The sequence below is a fragment of the Marinobacter lutaoensis genome (assembly GCF_001981305.1).
GTDB lineage: Bacteria > Pseudomonadota > Gammaproteobacteria > Pseudomonadales > Oleiphilaceae > Marinobacter > Marinobacter lutaoensis.
In genome coordinates, this window is record NZ_MSCW01000003.1 from 35,855 (window position 1) to 51,260 (window position 15,406).

At 61.4% G+C, this 15,406-nt stretch carries 12 protein-coding genes; 7 read left to right on the forward strand and 5 right to left on the reverse strand.

Annotation, left to right across the window (positions count from 1 at the left end; genetic code table 11):
• Nucleotides 1–15 precede the first annotated feature (15 nt).
• Together glnG and glnL are read right to left on the reverse strand one after the other, a co-directional pair.
• Nucleotides 16–1,449, reverse strand: coding sequence for a nitrogen regulation protein NR(I) (glnG, locus tag BTO32_RS04140; RefSeq protein ID WP_076723191.1), 1,434 nt, complete (start codon nucleotides 1,447–1,449; stop codon nucleotides 16–18).
• Nucleotides 1,446–2,537: a nitrogen regulation protein NR(II) gene (glnL, locus tag BTO32_RS04145; RefSeq protein WP_076723192.1), complete on the reverse strand. Its 1,092-nt coding sequence runs from the start codon at nucleotides 2,535–2,537 to the stop codon at nucleotides 1,446–1,448. Before glnL ends, glnG begins: the two co-directional genes overlap by 4 nt.
• A 27-nt stretch (nucleotides 2,538–2,564) precedes the next feature.
• On the opposite strand from glnL, the gene BTO32_RS17670 reads away from it, so the two are divergent.
• Nucleotides 2,565–2,789, forward strand: a complete 225-nt coding sequence (locus BTO32_RS17670; RefSeq protein WP_139339019.1) for a hypothetical protein — start codon at nucleotides 2,565–2,567, stop codon at nucleotides 2,787–2,789.
• Here the strand turns inward: BTO32_RS17670 and BTO32_RS04150 are convergent.
• Together BTO32_RS04150 and glnA are read right to left on the reverse strand one after the other, a co-directional pair.
• Complete coding sequence (locus tag BTO32_RS04150; RefSeq protein WP_076723193.1) at nucleotides 2,782–3,306, reverse strand: DUF4124 domain-containing protein; 525 nt, start codon at nucleotides 3,304–3,306, stop codon at nucleotides 2,782–2,784. The genes BTO32_RS17670 and BTO32_RS04150 overlap by 8 nt on opposite strands.
• Before the next feature lie 171 nt (nucleotides 3,307–3,477).
• Complete coding sequence (glnA, locus tag BTO32_RS04155) at nucleotides 3,478–4,881, reverse strand: glutamate--ammonia ligase (RefSeq protein WP_076723194.1); 1,404 nt, start codon at nucleotides 4,879–4,881, stop codon at nucleotides 3,478–3,480.
• Nucleotides 4,882–5,294: 413 nt separating this feature from the next.
• Here glnA and typA point away from each other — a divergent pair, with 413 nt between their 5' ends.
• From typA to BTO32_RS04180, 5 genes are all read left to right on the forward strand, one after another.
• A complete protein-coding gene (gene typA, locus BTO32_RS04160; protein ID WP_076723195.1) occupies nucleotides 5,295–7,106 on the forward strand; it encodes a translational GTPase TypA in 1,812 nt (603 codons plus the stop codon).
• Nucleotides 7,107–7,241: 135 nt separating this feature from the next.
• Complete coding sequence (pip, locus tag BTO32_RS04165) at nucleotides 7,242–8,204, forward strand: prolyl aminopeptidase (RefSeq protein ID WP_076723196.1); 963 nt, start codon at nucleotides 7,242–7,244, stop codon at nucleotides 8,202–8,204.
• An 82-nt stretch (nucleotides 8,205–8,286) separates the two neighbouring features.
• A complete protein-coding gene (gene dtd, locus BTO32_RS04170; RefSeq protein WP_076723301.1) occupies nucleotides 8,287–8,751 on the forward strand; it encodes a D-aminoacyl-tRNA deacylase in 465 nt (154 codons plus the stop codon).
• A 491-nt stretch (nucleotides 8,752–9,242) separates the two neighbouring features.
• Nucleotides 9,243–10,220: a porin gene (locus BTO32_RS04175; RefSeq protein ID WP_076723197.1), complete on the forward strand. Its 978-nt coding sequence runs from the start codon at nucleotides 9,243–9,245 to the stop codon at nucleotides 10,218–10,220.
• A gap of 101 nt (nucleotides 10,221–10,321) precedes the next feature.
• The gene (locus BTO32_RS04180; protein WP_076723198.1) at nucleotides 10,322–11,176 is read left to right on the forward strand and encodes a CYTH domain-containing protein; all 855 of its coding nucleotides are present in this window, start codon (nucleotides 10,322–10,324) and stop codon (nucleotides 11,174–11,176) included.
• A 5-nt stretch (nucleotides 11,177–11,181) separates the two neighbouring features.
• On the opposite strand, the gene BTO32_RS04185 is transcribed toward BTO32_RS04180, so the two are convergent.
• The gene (locus BTO32_RS04185) at nucleotides 11,182–12,348 is read right to left on the reverse strand and encodes a potassium channel family protein (protein ID WP_076723199.1); all 1,167 of its coding nucleotides are present in this window, start codon (nucleotides 12,346–12,348) and stop codon (nucleotides 11,182–11,184) included.
• 80 nt (nucleotides 12,349–12,428) lie between these two features.
• On the opposite strand from BTO32_RS04185, the gene glnE reads away from it, so the two are divergent.
• A complete protein-coding gene (glnE, locus tag BTO32_RS04190; RefSeq protein WP_076723200.1) occupies nucleotides 12,429–15,332 on the forward strand; it encodes a bifunctional [glutamate--ammonia ligase]-adenylyl-L-tyrosine phosphorylase/[glutamate--ammonia-ligase] adenylyltransferase in 2,904 nt (967 codons plus the stop codon).
• Nucleotides 15,333–15,406 lie beyond the last annotated feature (74 nt).

Consider the following 15,406-nt stretch of genomic DNA (forward strand, 5'->3'; position numbering starts at 1 on the left):
GCGGTTCGCTGATCGTCAGTCTTCATCACCGTCGGGGTGATCCATCCCCAGCTCGTTGATCTTCCGGGTCAGGGTGTTACGGCCCCAACCAAGGAGGATGGAGGCATCCCGGCGCCGTCCGCCGGTGTGCTTCAGGGCGGTCTCGATCATGATCTTCTCGAACTCCGGCACGGCCGTGTCCAGAATGCCTTTTTTGCCCCGTTTCAGTTCCTGTTCGGCCCAGAGCCGTAACCCTTCCTGCCAGGTGTGGCCGGTCGCGGTGGTTTCTGTCTCCGCCTGATGCAGCAGTTCGGGAGGCAGGTCGTCGATGTGAATTTCCCGGCCGCTGGCCATCACCGTGAGCCAACGGCAGGTGTTTTCCAGCTGCCGCACGTTGCCTGGCCAGGGCAGGGTGGTGAGGTATTCCTCGGCTTCCGGACGCAGGACCTTGGGTTCCACCGCCAGTTCCTTGGCCGCACGCTTCAAAAAATGCTGCATGAGCCGGGGAATGTCCTCCCGTCGTTCCGACAGCTTGGGCAGGTGCACCCGAATGACGTTCAGGCGGTGGAACAGGTCTTCCCGGAAATTGCCGGCCTGCACCAGCTTTTCCAGATCCTGGTGGGTGGCGGCGATGATGCGGACATCCACCTTGATTGGGGTGGTGCCGCCCACGCGGTAGAACTCGCCATCGGCCAGCACCCGCAGCAGGCGAGTCTGGGTGTCGGCCGGCATGTCACCGATCTCATCCAGAAACAGGGTGCCGCCGTTGGCCTGTTCGAAGCGGCCCTGGCGGGCCGAGCCGGCGCCGGTGAAGGCGCCTTTTTCGTGGCCGAACAGCTCGGACTCGATCAGATCCTTGGGAATGGCAGCCATGTTCAGGGCAATAAACGGCCCATTCTTCCGGGGGCTGTGATTGTGCAGCGCCTGCGCGACCAGTTCCTTGCCGGTGCCGCTCTCACCGTTGATCAGTACGGTGATGTTGGAATGGGACAGCCGGCCAATGGCACGAAACACCTCCTGCATGGCCGGTGCCTCGCCAATGATTTCGGCATTGCGGGGCAGGCTGTCCGCCTGTGGTTCGGCGTTGGCCCGCTGCTCATGGCTGTGGGCCACGGCCCGCTTGACTAGGCCGACGGCATCGTCGACATCGAACGGCTTGGGCAGGTATTCAAAGGCTCCGGTCTGGTAACTGGTGACGGCGCTTTCCAAATCGGAGTGTGCGGTCATGATGATGACCGGTACATCCGGGTGCCGCTCGACAATTTGTGCCAGCAGGGAAATACCGTCGATGCCCGGCATACGGATGTCGCTGATGATGGCGTCGGGGCGTTCGTGTTCGAGCCGGGCCATGATGCCCTCGCCGCTGTCGAAGACGCGGGGGTGCAGGCCAGCCTGGGTCAGGGCTCGCTCCAGGACCCATCGTATGCTGCGGTCGTCGTCTATGATCCAGACGTTCGCCGGTTGGTTCATGGGGTTTCCTCCAGGGGCAGGAAGATGATGAAGTCGGTACGGCCGGGCTTGCTTTCGCACTCAACCAGCCCGTGATGTTGTCCGATGATGCTCTGGGTGATGGACAGCCCCAGGCCGGTGCCCGTGGCCCGGCCGCTGATCATCGGGTAGAAGATGTTCTGCAATAGGTCCGGAGGAATACCCGGGCCGTTGTCTATGATGTCCACCCGGCAGGCCAGACGGTGACGCTTATGGCCGATGGTGAACTGGCGCAGCGCCCGGGTCCGGAAGGTGATGGTGGGCGGCTCGTCGCCGGGCCGGTTTTCCTGCTCGAAGGCGGCCTCCATAGCGTTACGGGCAATGTTGAGGAACGCCTGGATCAGTTGCTCCTTGTCGGCCCGAAGTTCCGGCAGGCTGGGGTCGTAATCACGCAGGAACAGCACCCGCCCCTTGCTTTCGGCCTCCAGCAGCGTCCGAACCCGCTCCAGAATCTCATGGATGTTGGTGGGGGCGAACTGCAGCGCCTTGTTGGGGCCGAGCATGCGATCCACCAGGCTTCGCAGGCGGTCGGCTTCGTCGATGATCACCTGGGTGTATTCTCGCTGGCTCTCGTCACTCAGTTCCCGGTCCAGCAGCTGGGCCGCGCCCCGGATACCCCCGAGGGGGTTCTTGATTTCATGGGCCATGCCCCGCACCAGGATCCGTGTGGTTTCCTGCTGGGAGATCAGGTCTTCCTCCCGGGTGATCCGCAACAGCCGGTCCCTGGGCTGGATTTCGAGCAACAGTTCGGTGGGCTCCAGGGAAATGGGAGAGACGGAGTAATCAACCGTCAGGCGGTTGCCGCTGGTCAGTACGAACTGCGCTTCGCGCCGGGTGTAGGGCTGGCCGTTATTCAGGGCCGCGTACAGGGTTTTCAGGGCATCCTCGGAGGCCAGCAGGATGTCCTGGAAAGGTTGTCCCTGGCTGCGGGTCATACTGGTTTCGAACAGGCTCTCGGCGGACGGATTCAGGTAGCGGATTCTCAGGTTCTCTTCGAGGACGAGCACCGCCGTTGTCAGGCTATCCAGAATGCTCTTGTATCCGTCGTTAGAAGCCGGGGCGAAAGCCATGGGGTATTCCTGTCGGTCGTTTTATCGATGGCGGTAGTGAAATTGCAAGAACTGAACCACATTGACAACGGCCAGATTAAAAAAGGGCAAAGTTCGGGCACTGGCTCGAAATGGCGCGTCATGGTTGCCGTACCCTGGTGCATGGCTACGAAGCCGGCCGGCGGCCCGGGTAGCGGTCGCCCCGTTGATGATCAGAGTATGGCCTTTTTATGGGGCGTACGCACCAAAATGATGCAAGCGAAGGTCAGTTGAGAACCGAAGGACGGTGGACGGTGAAGGTCACGCTGGGCCCGGTTTTAACCTGAACCCCGTTTTCATCGATGATGTGGACACGGGCCTCGTGGGTGCCCCGGAACACGTTGTTGACCAGGATGTTGCCAGACTCGGACTGTCCGACCGGCTGGCCATCCAGGGTCAGCTCGTACTTGTGGCCTGGTTGCAGGCCGGGGGTGCTGGTTACCTGGAACTGGATGTCGCCGTTGCCGCTGTGAAAGGCTTGGTCCTGCTTTGGATAGGTGATGGACACGCTGTCGTAGACCGCGCCCTCGCGCTGAACCTCGGCTCGAAGCTTGCGGGTTTCCTGGACCACCTGGGGCTTGGGTAGGGTGATGGTGGTCACGGGTTTGACCTCGATGGCTTCCCCGCCTTCGATGGGCTCATCCGAGAAGGTCACGTTGCCCTGGGCGTCCACATGCCGGTAGACCTCCGCCGAGACCGGAGCCGCCGCCAGAATGAGGATGCCCGCTGCCAATCCGTACCATGCCTTCATAGGGTTTGCCCCGTGAAATTGCTTTGGTCTGATTATCGGCAGCCGTTCGTGCCTTTTCAACGCCATGCCCCGGCGAGTTTGGTTACATATCGTTAAGGGCGGGCCTGTGTGCGGGAGCGCACAAAAAAGCCCCGCAGCAGCGGGGCTTGTCCGTGCGTATCGGTGAGCCGATCAGCAGGAGTAGTACAGCTCGAACTCGACCGGGTGGGTGGTCATGTTCAGGCGCTCGACTTCCGCCCGCTTCAGGTCGATGTAGCCGGCAATCATATCCTCGGTGAACACGCCGCCGCGGGTCAGGAACTCGTGGTTCTGCTCCAGGCAGTCCAGGGCTTCCTGCAGGGTGGCGGCAACCGTCGGGATGTTGGCGGCCTCTTCCTTCGGCAGGTCGTACAGGTCCTTGTCCATGGCGTCGCCCGGGTGGATCTTGTTCTGGATGCCATCCAGGCCGGCCATCAGCATGGCCGCGAAGGCCAGGTACGGGTTGGCGGACGGATCCGGGAAGCGCACCTCGATGCGGCGGGCTTTCGGGCTGTTCACGTACGGAATCCGGATGGAGGCGGAACGGTTGCGGGCGGAGTAGGCCAGCATGACCGGCGCCTCGAAGCCCGGTACCAGGCGCTTGTAGCTGTTGGTAGAGGCGTTGGTGAAGGCGTTGATGGTTTTGGCGTGCTTGATGATCCCGCCGATGTAGTACAGGGCGATCTCGCTCAGGCCCGCGTAGCCGTCGCCGGCGAAGATGTTCTTGCCGTCCTTGCTCAGGGACTGGTGCACGTGCATGCCGGAACCGTTGTCACCAACCACCGGCTTTGGCATGAAAGTCGCCGTCTTGCCGTAGGCGTGCGCGACGTTGTGCACGCAGTATTTCAGGATCTGGACCTCATCCGCCTTGCGAGTCAGGGTGTTGGCGCCCACGCCGATCTCGCACTGGCCGGCGGTGCCCACTTCGTGGTGGTGAACCTCAATGTTCAGGCCCATGGATTCCATGGCGGCACACATGGCACCCCGCAGGTCATGCAGGCTGTCTACCGGCGGTACCGGGAAGTAGCCGCCCTTGACACCTGGGCGGTGGCCGATGTTGTTGCGGTCGAAGTCCTCGCCGGATACCCAGGCCGCTTCCTCGGAATGCAGCTCGTACATGGCGCCCTTCATGTCCACGCTCCATTTCACGGAGTCGAACACGAAGAACTCGGGCTCCGGACCGAACAGCGCGCTGTCGGCGATACCGGTGGATTTCAGGTATTCCTCGGCGCGACGGGCAACGGAACGGGGGTCGCGCTCGTAACCCTGCATGGTGGAGGGTTCGACGATGTCACAGGTGATGTTAACGGTGGTCTCTTCGGTGAACGGGTCCAGCACGGCGGTGGTGTCGTCCGGCATCAGGATCATGTCGGATTCGTTGATCCCTTTCCAGCCGGCGATGGAGGAGCCATCGAACATCTTGCCATCCGCGAAGAAATCTTCGTTGACTTCGCTGGCCGGCAGGGTCACGTGCTGCTCTTTACCGCGGCTGTCGGTAAAACGCAGGTCAATCCATTTGGCTTCGTGTTCTTTGATCAAATCAATCGTTTTGGACATTGTGCATGCTCCGTGAGTGGACCCGAGTACGGGTTGTTTCATATGCGTTGTGCCGGATCGTCCAGGGTGCCTGAAGTCCGATCGTAAGGTTCAGGTTCAGGCAGCTTATCAAAAGCTGTTCACCGTTACCCACATATTTCGGCTGCTCAGACTGAAGCAAGGGGCTTGCCAGTTTTGGACGCCTGCGCCAGAACGGCGCAGTGGCGCCATTTTCGAGCGCTTCGTCACGCGGAAGGGGGGATTGGGCCCGGTCCATGCGCACCAAAGTTGCGCACCTATGTGGTGCATGCCGTCTATTTGTGATTCAAAGTGGTGCAATTGCCGCGCGCGCGGGTGTGTCGTCAATCTTCATATTAACGGCAACCAGTTTTCGATATACTGCGCGCCGCTTAACCAGCCTCAGGATATCAGTTGTGATTGAAAAGCTTCGTAACATTGCCATCATCGCGCACGTCGACCATGGCAAGACCACCCTCGTCGACAAACTGCTGCAGCAGTCCGGTACTCTGGATCGCAAGAATGCCGGCGACGAACGGGTCATGGATTCCAATGACCAGGAGCGGGAACGCGGAATTACCATCCTGGCCAAGAACACGGCCATCCGGTGGCAGGACTACCGGATCAACATCGTGGACACCCCGGGCCACGCCGATTTTGGTGGTGAGGTAGAGCGGGTCCTGTCGATGGTCGATTCGGTGCTGCTGCTGGTGGATGCCCAAGACGGGCCCATGCCCCAGACCCGTTTCGTCACGCAGAAGGCGTTTGACCGCGGGCTGCGCCCGATTGTTGTGGTCAACAAGGTGGACCGTCCGGGGGCCCGCCCCGATTGGGTGATCAACGAAGTGTTCGACCTGTTCGACAGCCTGGGGGCGACCGACGAACAGCTCGACTTTCCCATCGTCTACGCTTCCGCGCTGAACGGTGTCGCCGGGCCCGAGCCGGATCAGTTGGCGGAAGACATGACGCCGCTGTTCGAGGCGATCGTCCGAAATGTGCCGGCACCGGAAGTCGACCTGGACGCTCCGTTCCAGATGCAGGTGTCGCAGCTGGACTACGACAGCTACGTCGGCGTCATCGGCATCGGCCGCATCACCCGGGGACGGCTGCGCCCGGGCCAGGCGGTGGCGGTGCTTGACCGCGAAGGCAAGAAACGTAACGGTAAGGTGCTTGAGGTCAAGGGCTTCCATGGGCTCCAGCGGGTGCCGGTGGAAGAGGCCACGGCGGGTGACATTGTGTGCATCAGTGGCCTGAACGAACTCTACATTTCCGACACGCTCTGTGACCCGGCCAATCCGGAGGCGTTGCCGCCCCTGACGGTGGACGAGCCGACCGTGAGCATGACCTTCCAGGTCAACGACTCCCCGTTCGCGGGTAAGGAAGGCAAGTTCGTGACCAGCCGCAACATTAAGGAACGGCTGGAAAAAGAGCTTCTGCATAACGTCGCGCTGCGGGTGGAGCCGGGCGACTCGGCTGAAAAGTTTAAGGTGTCCGGCCGCGGAGAGCTGCATCTCTCGGTACTGATCGAAAACATGCGCCGGGAAGGGTTCGAGCTGGGGGTGTCCCGCCCTGAAGTGGTGCAGAAGGACGTGGATGGCGAAATCCACGAGCCCTACGAATTCGTCGTGGTGGACGTGGAAGAGCAGCACCAGGGCGCGATCATGGAAGCCATGGGCAATCGCCGGGCGGAATTGAAGAACATGGTGCCCGATGGCCGGGGGCGGACCCGTATGGAGTTTGTCATGCCGGCCCGCGGGCTGATCGGTTTCCGAAACCAGTTCCTCACCATGACGTCGGGCAGCGGTATCCTGACCAACGTGTTCGATCACTATGGGCCGGTCAAGGGCGGCGTGATCGAGCATCGCAACAACGGCGTTCTGGTGTCCATGGTGGACGGCAAGGTGCTGGGCTATGCCCTGATGACCCTGCAGGAACGTGGTCGGCTGTTCGTGGAGCCGGGTACCGAAGTCTATGAAGGCATGATCATCGGGATCCACAACCGGGACAACGACCTGGTGGTCAATCCGACTAAGGCTAAGCAGCTGACCAACATCCGCGCTGCGGGTTCGGATGAGAACATCATGCTGACCCCGCCGATCCGGATGAGCCTGGAGCAGGCCCTGGAGTTCATCGATGATGATGAACTGGTGGAGGTGACGCCACAGTCGATTCGGATCCGGAAAAAACTGCTCAAGGAGAACGAGCGTCGCCGGGCCAACAAAAAGTAGTCGCGCCACGCGCTGATCAAAAGGCATGCAGTTTCTGCATGCCTTTTTTTATGGGGCTGGGCCGCCGGCATTGCCCTGAGTCGTGCGACCTCGGTTAAACTCTGGGGTGACATTCACTGTATTGGACTGGTGCCCATGCTCACCCTCTATCCTGAGATTGAACCCTACGCCCGTCACCGTCTGGCCGTCGAGCCGCCCCACGAGCTGTACATAGAAGAAAGCGGAAACCCCGATGGGCTTCCGGTGCTGGTGGTGCACGGAGGCCCTGGCGGCGGGTGCGAGGATTACCAGCGCCGCTTCTTCGATGCCGAGCGCTTCCGGATCATCCTGATGGATCAGCGGGGAGCGGGGCGCTCGACGCCGCTGGCGGAACTGGCCGGCAACCAGACCGACAAGCTGGTACAGGATATGGAAACGGTGCGCCAGTTCCTCGGAATCGATCGCTGGTTGCTGTTCGGGGGCAGCTGGGGCTCCACCTTGAGTCTGGTGTACGCCCAGGCTCACCCAGAGCGCGTGCTGGGGCTGGTGTTGCGGGGAATTTTCCTGTGTCGCCCCCGAGACATCCACTGGTTTTACCAGGAAGGTGCCAGCCGGGTGTTTCCGGACTATTGGGAGGACTTCCTGGCGCCCATCCCTGAATCGGAGCGGGAGCATCTGGTGCAGGCCTATTACCGTCGCCTGACCAGCAGCAACGAGCTGGAGCAAATTCAGGCCGCGAAGGCTTGGTCCGTGTGGGAGGGGCGTTGCGCCACCCTGCATCCGAACCCCCGGGTTGTCGAGCATTTTGCGCATCCCCATGTGGCGATTGCCCTGGCACGGATCGAATGCCATTACTTCATCAATCAAGCGTTTCTCGAACCGGATCAGATTGTCCGGAATGCCGGCCGGCTCGCGGGTATTCCGGGCATGATCGTGCATGGTCGCTACGACATGGTGTGCCCGCTGGACAATGCTCTGGCGCTGAGCCGGGCCTGGCCGGAGGCGGAGTTGCGCATTATCCGCGATGCCGGCCATTCTGCCACGGAGCCGGCGATTGTCGACGCCCTGATCCGGGGGGTGGAGGAAGTGGTGGCCAAAACCGACCGGAACGTGGGGTAAAAAAGTCTGAGACGGGTTGCGGTTCGGCCACGGCGCCGATACACTCTTGCCGATTCGTAATTTCCCGTCGATCAGGCAGCGAATGAAAGGGCTGATCCAGAGAGTATCGGAAGCGAGTGTCGAGGTCGGTGGTCGTCCGATAGGCGCCATTGGCCAAGGTATCCTGCTTCTGCTGGGAGTCGAACGGGGTGATGGAACGCGCCAGGCAAGGGAATTGTGCCGAAGAATCCTGTCCTACCGAATTTTTCCCGATGCCCAAGGCCGCATGAACCGAAGTGTCATGGATGAGGGCGCCGCCTTGCTTGTTGTTCCCCAGTTCACCCTCGCCGCGGACACTCGATCCGGCACACGCCCTGGTTTTTCCCGGGCGGCGGAGCCGGCCCGGGCCGAGGCGCTCTACCGCCGGTTCCTGGAAGAGGCACGCCAAGCGTTGGGCCACGAGCGGGTGTCGGAGGGGCAGTTTGGCGCGGACATGCAGGTGCGTCTGATCAACGATGGACCGGTCACCTTCCTGCTGGAGGTGGCACCGGGCGAGGTGGGGAAATAACGCGGTCTGCACTGATTTGGTGCGACCCTGGCGGTGTGGAGAACTTTTGGTGCTCCGTGGGGCTCCAAGGCTGGCCTTGGTCCGGCAAAACGCCCAGGCGTTTTTTGTAGTGTGCTGAATTGGAAAGGAAAAGCGAGTTTTGGCCCCGGATTTGTAACAGGTTGTTCATATCGCGCGTTGGTGCGACATCTAATAAAGACTTGCGTTGATGGTGCCAAACGAGCTAAAAAAGCGCTGATTAAAATTTGCAAATATAGGTTCTTTGTATTAAAATAGGTTCATCATGCGGAGCTTTAAAAAAGCTCTGTAAGTGATTGAGCTGAAAAGGGCTGCAGATTTTCAGAAAGAAGAAGAAAGGTTATCGGATTGTCACGAAAGTGACACGGAGATAGCGCAGAATCCGGCACATCCAGCCCGTCTGGTGGTGCCTAAAAAATCGGGAAGCAATACCCGTCGCTAAACCTGAGTTAACTCAAAAAGGAAGACGCAACATGAAAAAAACGCTCATCGCATCTGCTGTTGCAGCAGCAACTTTCTCTGGCGCTGTCGCTGCCGCGGAAATGCCGACCATCTACGGTAACATCCAGTACGCGATCACTCAGACCAACGTTGACGGCGGCGGTTCTGCTATTGATCACTTCGACAACGGAACCACCCTGGGCGTCACTCATAGCCACGAAATCGCTCCGGGCATCAAAGGCTTCCTGAAGCTGGAGCTGGAAGGTATCAACGCTGACGACAAAGCCGGCAGCAGCGGTATCGACAAGCTGGACGAAGCTTACATCGGTGTGGAAGGCGACACCTTCGGTAAGATCTGGGTTGGCTCCGACGACTCCACCTACGAGCGCGCCATCGATACCATCGCCAACTTCCACGAAGTCGGTTCCGACATCGGTGGCAGCTACGACACCGGCGAAGGTGACCTGATCCAGTACGAGTCCCCGTCCTTCGGTGGCCTGAAACTGGGTGCGGCGGTTCAGGTGAACGGCGACGGCAAGACCGGTGGCAAGTCCTATCCGTACCAGCTGGCGGCCATCTACAGCGCTGACGCGCTGGAACTGGCGTTCGCCATGGACTCCAACGACGGCCACCTGGCGTACAGCAGCAGCTCCGATCTCAGCGCCAACAATGAAAACACCTACGGTCTGCGCGCGACCTACACCATGGGCGACCTGAGCCTGACCGGTGAGTACCAGACCCGCAAGGACGTTGCCGACGTATTCGGCATCATGGGTGTTTACACCCTGGGTGCGAACCAGTTCGCCCTGTCCTATCAGGTCAACGATGACGACGACAGCGGTGACAAGAACGACACCCTGGCGGTGCAAGCTCTGCACAACCTGTCTGACAACATGTACGTCTACTTCGAAGGCTACCTGTCCAACGCCGACGAAGAGATCTACTCTCTGGAAGGCGGTTCTGGCGACGAGCAGACCATCGCTGCGGTTGGTGCCGTTTACTACTTCTGATCCGCGATTTCGCGAATCCAGTAGCTGAAAACCGGCGGCCTTCGGGCCGCCGGTTTTTTTGTGTATGCTCGGCACCGGAGTGAGTGGATGTAGGTAAAGCAATGGCGGAAGAGTTGGAAATCAAACTGACCGTGGCAGAACCGGACCTGAATCGGGTGGCGTTGTGGGCCTCGGCCCGGTCCGATGCCCGGTACGAGGCCGAGCAGGCGCTGTTCAATCGCTATTACGACACGCCGGATGCCGTCCTGAACCGGCAGCAGGCAGCATTGCGGGTGCGCCGGCTGGGGACGAACTATGTTCAGACCCTGAAAACTCGGGGGGATTTCGTGGCAGGGGCCCATCGCCGGCAGGAATGGGAATGGCCGCTTTCCAGTGCCAATCTGGACGTGTCGTTGCTGGCGGAAACGCCACTGGCGAGTGTCATCAACCTCGAGCGGCTGTCGGTGGTTTTCGAAACCAACTTTCGTCGGCGAACGTGGCGGCTGAACCATTGGGACGCCGAGGTGGAAATGGCTCTGGACGAGGGAGCGGTGGTCAGTGGCTCTCGGCGCTCTCCCCTGTGTGAGGTGGAGTTCGAACTCAAGTCCGGGGCTTCCGGGCGCCTTCTGGAACTGGCGATGGCACTTGCCGGTCAAGTGCCGGTGTTTCTGAACCTGGTGAGCAAGGCCGAGCAGGGCTATTTCCTGGCCGGAATGCACCGTCCGGTTCTGGCGCCGTCCGATGCGTCCCTGTCTGTGACGGATTTCCTGCATCTGCTCGGGCTCGCCTGGATGCTGGAGGTGCCGGTACCCATCGCCCGCCTGCGCCTGGATACCGTTGCGGATGCCGCGGAACGGGTCGGGCAGGGAGCTGCCTTCCAGTGGGTCGTGGCCGAGTTGGCTGCGGGGCGCCTGGTACGTTCACTGGCCCGGGAGACTGCCCTCGGGCAGCTCCAGTTGAGTTTGGCCGCCGTCTGAGCGGACTACCGGGAACCGGTATCCGGTTCCTGAGGCGCAGATGCCCGGCTCTTTTCATGCCAATTGGCCAGGAAGCGCCGATAACGGGCCAGCGCCTCCTCCACGGCCTCGACCGTCGGTGTCTCGGCCGATTTCACCAGCACGATCAGCCCTTTCCCCTCCACCTCCTCGTTGGTGGGGGGGTGGCAGATCACCTCATCATCCTTGTCGATGTAGGCCAGGGCGGTACCAATGCCATGCCGGATCAGGGCGCTGACAATGTCGGCCCAGGTCAGGTCGTCCAGGGCCAGTTCGTAGCGATGCGGGTGGTCCCGCTCGTAATTGAACAGGTCTTCCAGCACTTTTTCCGAGCCCGGAGCAACGACGGCCCGAACCATGATTTCGGGATAGGTCCGGACCGGACGGATGGTGGTGCGGATGCCCAGGGCCTTGAACCGTTCGCGGTTGTGGTCGCTGACGCACTCCACCGTGGTGAGCCGGCTCAGGTTGGCCTCGGCCAATCGGTGGGCGATGTCGAAGGTCAGGCTGTCGGAGGTGGGATCGGACTCATCGGCGGACAGCACAATGATATGTCGGGCGCTGCCGGCATGGACCGCTTTCAGGGCCGCCGGGTCGCTGCCGGTACCATGATAATGAACCACGCCGCAGTCCGACAGCTCCGTGGGCAGGCCCTCGGGAAACTGCCGGGTGAGCAGCATGATCGGCACGGTTTCGTAACCCGGAATGGAGCGCACCTGGGAGGCGAAGCGCATGAAATACTGGGCTCCGCCACTGCGGGGCGTGTTGATGATGACAATGTGCTCTTTCATGGCGTAGATCCAGCGTCCGGTGATGATCCGTTCCCGGCGGTAGAACCGGTATTCGATGAAGTCACTGACGATCAGGGTCAGCAGTGTGATTGCGCCCACGAACATGATCAGGATGGTGCTGATTCTCCCGATCATGGTCTGGGGAGCGTAGTCACCATAGCCGACTGTGGACACGGTGGTCATGGTGATCCAGACGGACTCGAACAAGGTCAGATCCTCGACCATCCAGATGATCAGAATCTGGGTGGCCAGCAGCGCCGCGAGGATCAGGAACAGGCGCTTCATGCGCGAGAGGATCAGCCGTCCCATCGGCAGGTGGGTTCGGGCATGTTCCGGGTTGAGCGGGCGGCGGTTTCTCTGCATCCGGGCGCGGGGCCTGTTCAGTCGTGGGTGAGTTCGTTATACAGTACCGGAAATATAACAGAGAGACAGGGGTTTGCATTATGTCCGAGCGATGGAATGCCTTGCCGCCGGCCATCGCCAGGGATGTGGCCGAGCGTTGGCCGTCGGTGTTTCCGGATGGGGTTCCAGGCTGGCTCGGGCGGGGCAGCGGTATGGGCGAGACGGTGGTTGCCGATGCCCTCGGCCGCAGCCTGTTCCTGTGCCAGGTGCTTGAACGCCACCCGGCTCAGGTGGCGGAGCTGGTGCGCTCTCGTCCGTTGTCCGAGCCGACCACCGCCGAGTACCTGGCGGCACGCTGCCGGGAGCACCTGGCCGGCGTTCAGGACGAAGCCTCTCTGCACGCGGCCCTGCGCCGGTTCCGGCGGGAGATTCAATTTCGGATCATCTGGCGGGATGTGCTGCGCTGGGCCGACCTGAACGAAACCATGACCTCCGCCAGTGACTTTGCCGATACCTGCATCCAGGCCGCACTGGACTGGTTGTACCCCGACACCTGTGACCAGCTGGGGACCCCCTATGGTCCGGACCCGGTGACCGGGGAGGACGTGCCCCAGTCAATGGTGGTCCTGGGCATGGGGAAGCTCGGAGGCCGTGAGCTCAATGTGTCCTCGGACATCGATCTGATCTTCGCCTTTCCCAGCAACGGCGAGACCCGTGGCGGGCGCCGGGCCGTCGATAACCAGCAGTTCTTCATCCGCCTGGGGCAGCGCCTGATTCAGGCTCTGGACCAGATGACTGCCGACGGTTTTGTTTTCCGCGTCGACATGCGGCTGCGCCCATACGGGCAGAGTGGGGCTCTGGCTCTCAGTTTCGCCGCTTTGGAAGCGTACTATCAGGATCAGGGGCGGGACTGGGAGCGCTATGCCATGGTCAAGGCCCGCGTGGTGGCGGGTGATCGTCGGGCCGGCGCGGTACTGATGGACAGCCTGCGCCCGTTTGTCTATCGGAAGTACATTGATTTTTCCGCGTTCGAGTCGCTGCGCAGCATGAAGGCCATGATTCGCCGGGAGGTCCGCCGCAAGGGGCTGGAGACCAACATCAAGCTTGGTCGTGGTGGCATTCGGGAAATCGAATTCGTCGTCCAGGCGTTTCAGCTGATTCGGGGCGGACGTGACCGGGAACTGCAACAGCGGGCGCTGCTGGCGATCCTGTCCGAACTGGAGCGCCTGGAGCTGCTTCCTCCGGGGGTCGTGGGAGAACTGCGACAGGCCTACGTCTTCCTTCGCAACCTGGAACACGCCCTGCAAGGCGTGGCCGACAAGCAGACCCAGGTTCTGCCTGAGGATGCCCTGAATCGTGCCCGGGTAGCCCTGATCATGGGCTTTGACGACTGGGATGCCTTCGCCACGGAACTGGAGCGCCATCGCCAGCGGGTTGCCGCCCATTTCGCCAATATCATTGCCTCCGGTGAAGAGGACGAGCGTCAGGAGCCGGCCCTGGCCGAGGAGTGGCAGGAGATCTGGCTGACCGAGATGGAGGATGCGGCGGCCGTGGCCTGGTTGCGTAGCCGGGGGTATGAACGGCCCGAGGACAGCTATCGGGAGGTTCGGGCATTGCGAGACAGTCGCACGGTCCAGACCATGCAGACCCAGGGGCGGCAGCGCCTCAACCAGTGCATGCCGGTCCTGCTGGATGCCGTGACCGAGGTACCCCATCCCTCCGAAACCCTGTCCCGGGTCCTGCAACTGGTGCACGCCGTGCTGCGCCGGACGGCCTATCTGGTGCTGCTGCTGGAGAACCCGGGGGCACGTGCCCAGCTCGTTTCATTGTGCAGTGACAGCCCCTGGATCGCCCGTCAGCTGGCAGAGACGCCGTTGCTGCTGGACGAGTTGCTCAATGCTGAGAGCCTGTACCATCCGCCCACCAAGGAGGAGCTCGAGGATGACCTGCGGCAGCAGATGCTTCGGATCCCCGAGGACGATCTGGAGGAGCAGATGGAATCGCTGCGCCATTTCAAAAAGGCGCACACCCTGCGCGTGGCCGCCTCGGAACTCAAGGGCACGCTGCCCTTGATGAAGGTCAGCGATTATCTGACCTGGATTGCCGAGGTGGTGCTGGATCACGTAGTGGAGCTGGCTCTGTCCAGCCTGGTAAACCGGCACGGTTACCCCCGGCGGGCGGACGGCTCGCCCTGCACCAGTGACTTCGCCATCATCGGCTACGGTAAGTTGGGGGGGATAGAGCTGGGCTACACCTCGGACCTGGATCTGGTGTTCATCCACGGTGCCGACCCCTCGTTGACCACCGATGGCGACAGGCCCATCGATAACGCCGTGTTCTATACGCGCCTGGGGCAGCGCATTGTCCACATCCTCAGCACCCAGACCCCTTCCGGTCAGCTTTACGAAGTGGACATGCGGCTTCGGCCTTCGGGTAACTCCGGCCTGCTGGTGTCGACCTTGGCGGCGTTTGAAAAGTACCAGCGCAACGAAGCCTGGACATGGGAGCACCAAGCCCTGGCCCGGGCCCGTGGGGTGGCGGGTGGCCGGGGGACACTGTCGGCATTCGAAGCCATCCGCCGTGACATCCTGTGCCAGCGCCGCGACCGGGAGCGCCTGCGCCAGGAGGTGGTGGCGATGCGGGAGAAAATGCGGGCCAGCCTGGGAACCCCCGAGTCCCGGCGGGCGGACGTGTTTCATATCAAGCACGATGCCGGTGGTATCGTCGACATTGAGTTTATGGTCCAGTATCTGGTCCTTGCCTGGAGCGCAGACTACCCGGAGCTGACGCGATGGTCGGACAACATCCGCCAGTTGGAAGAGCTGGGCCGGGTTGGTGTGTTGCCCCGGAACGATACCGAACGGCTCCGTGAATCCTTCATCACTCTGCGCTCAACGATTCACCGCCGCGCCCTGCAAAACCTGAACAGCCAGGTGGATGGGCAGGCGTTTCCGGAGGAGCGGGCCTATATCCGCGAAATGTGGCACAAGGTCATGCTTGATTAGTAAGCTAAATTTATTTTCGTCGAGATTTCCTGCTAGAATGCCGATTCCCCGAAAACCGCTTTTTTAGGAGCAAC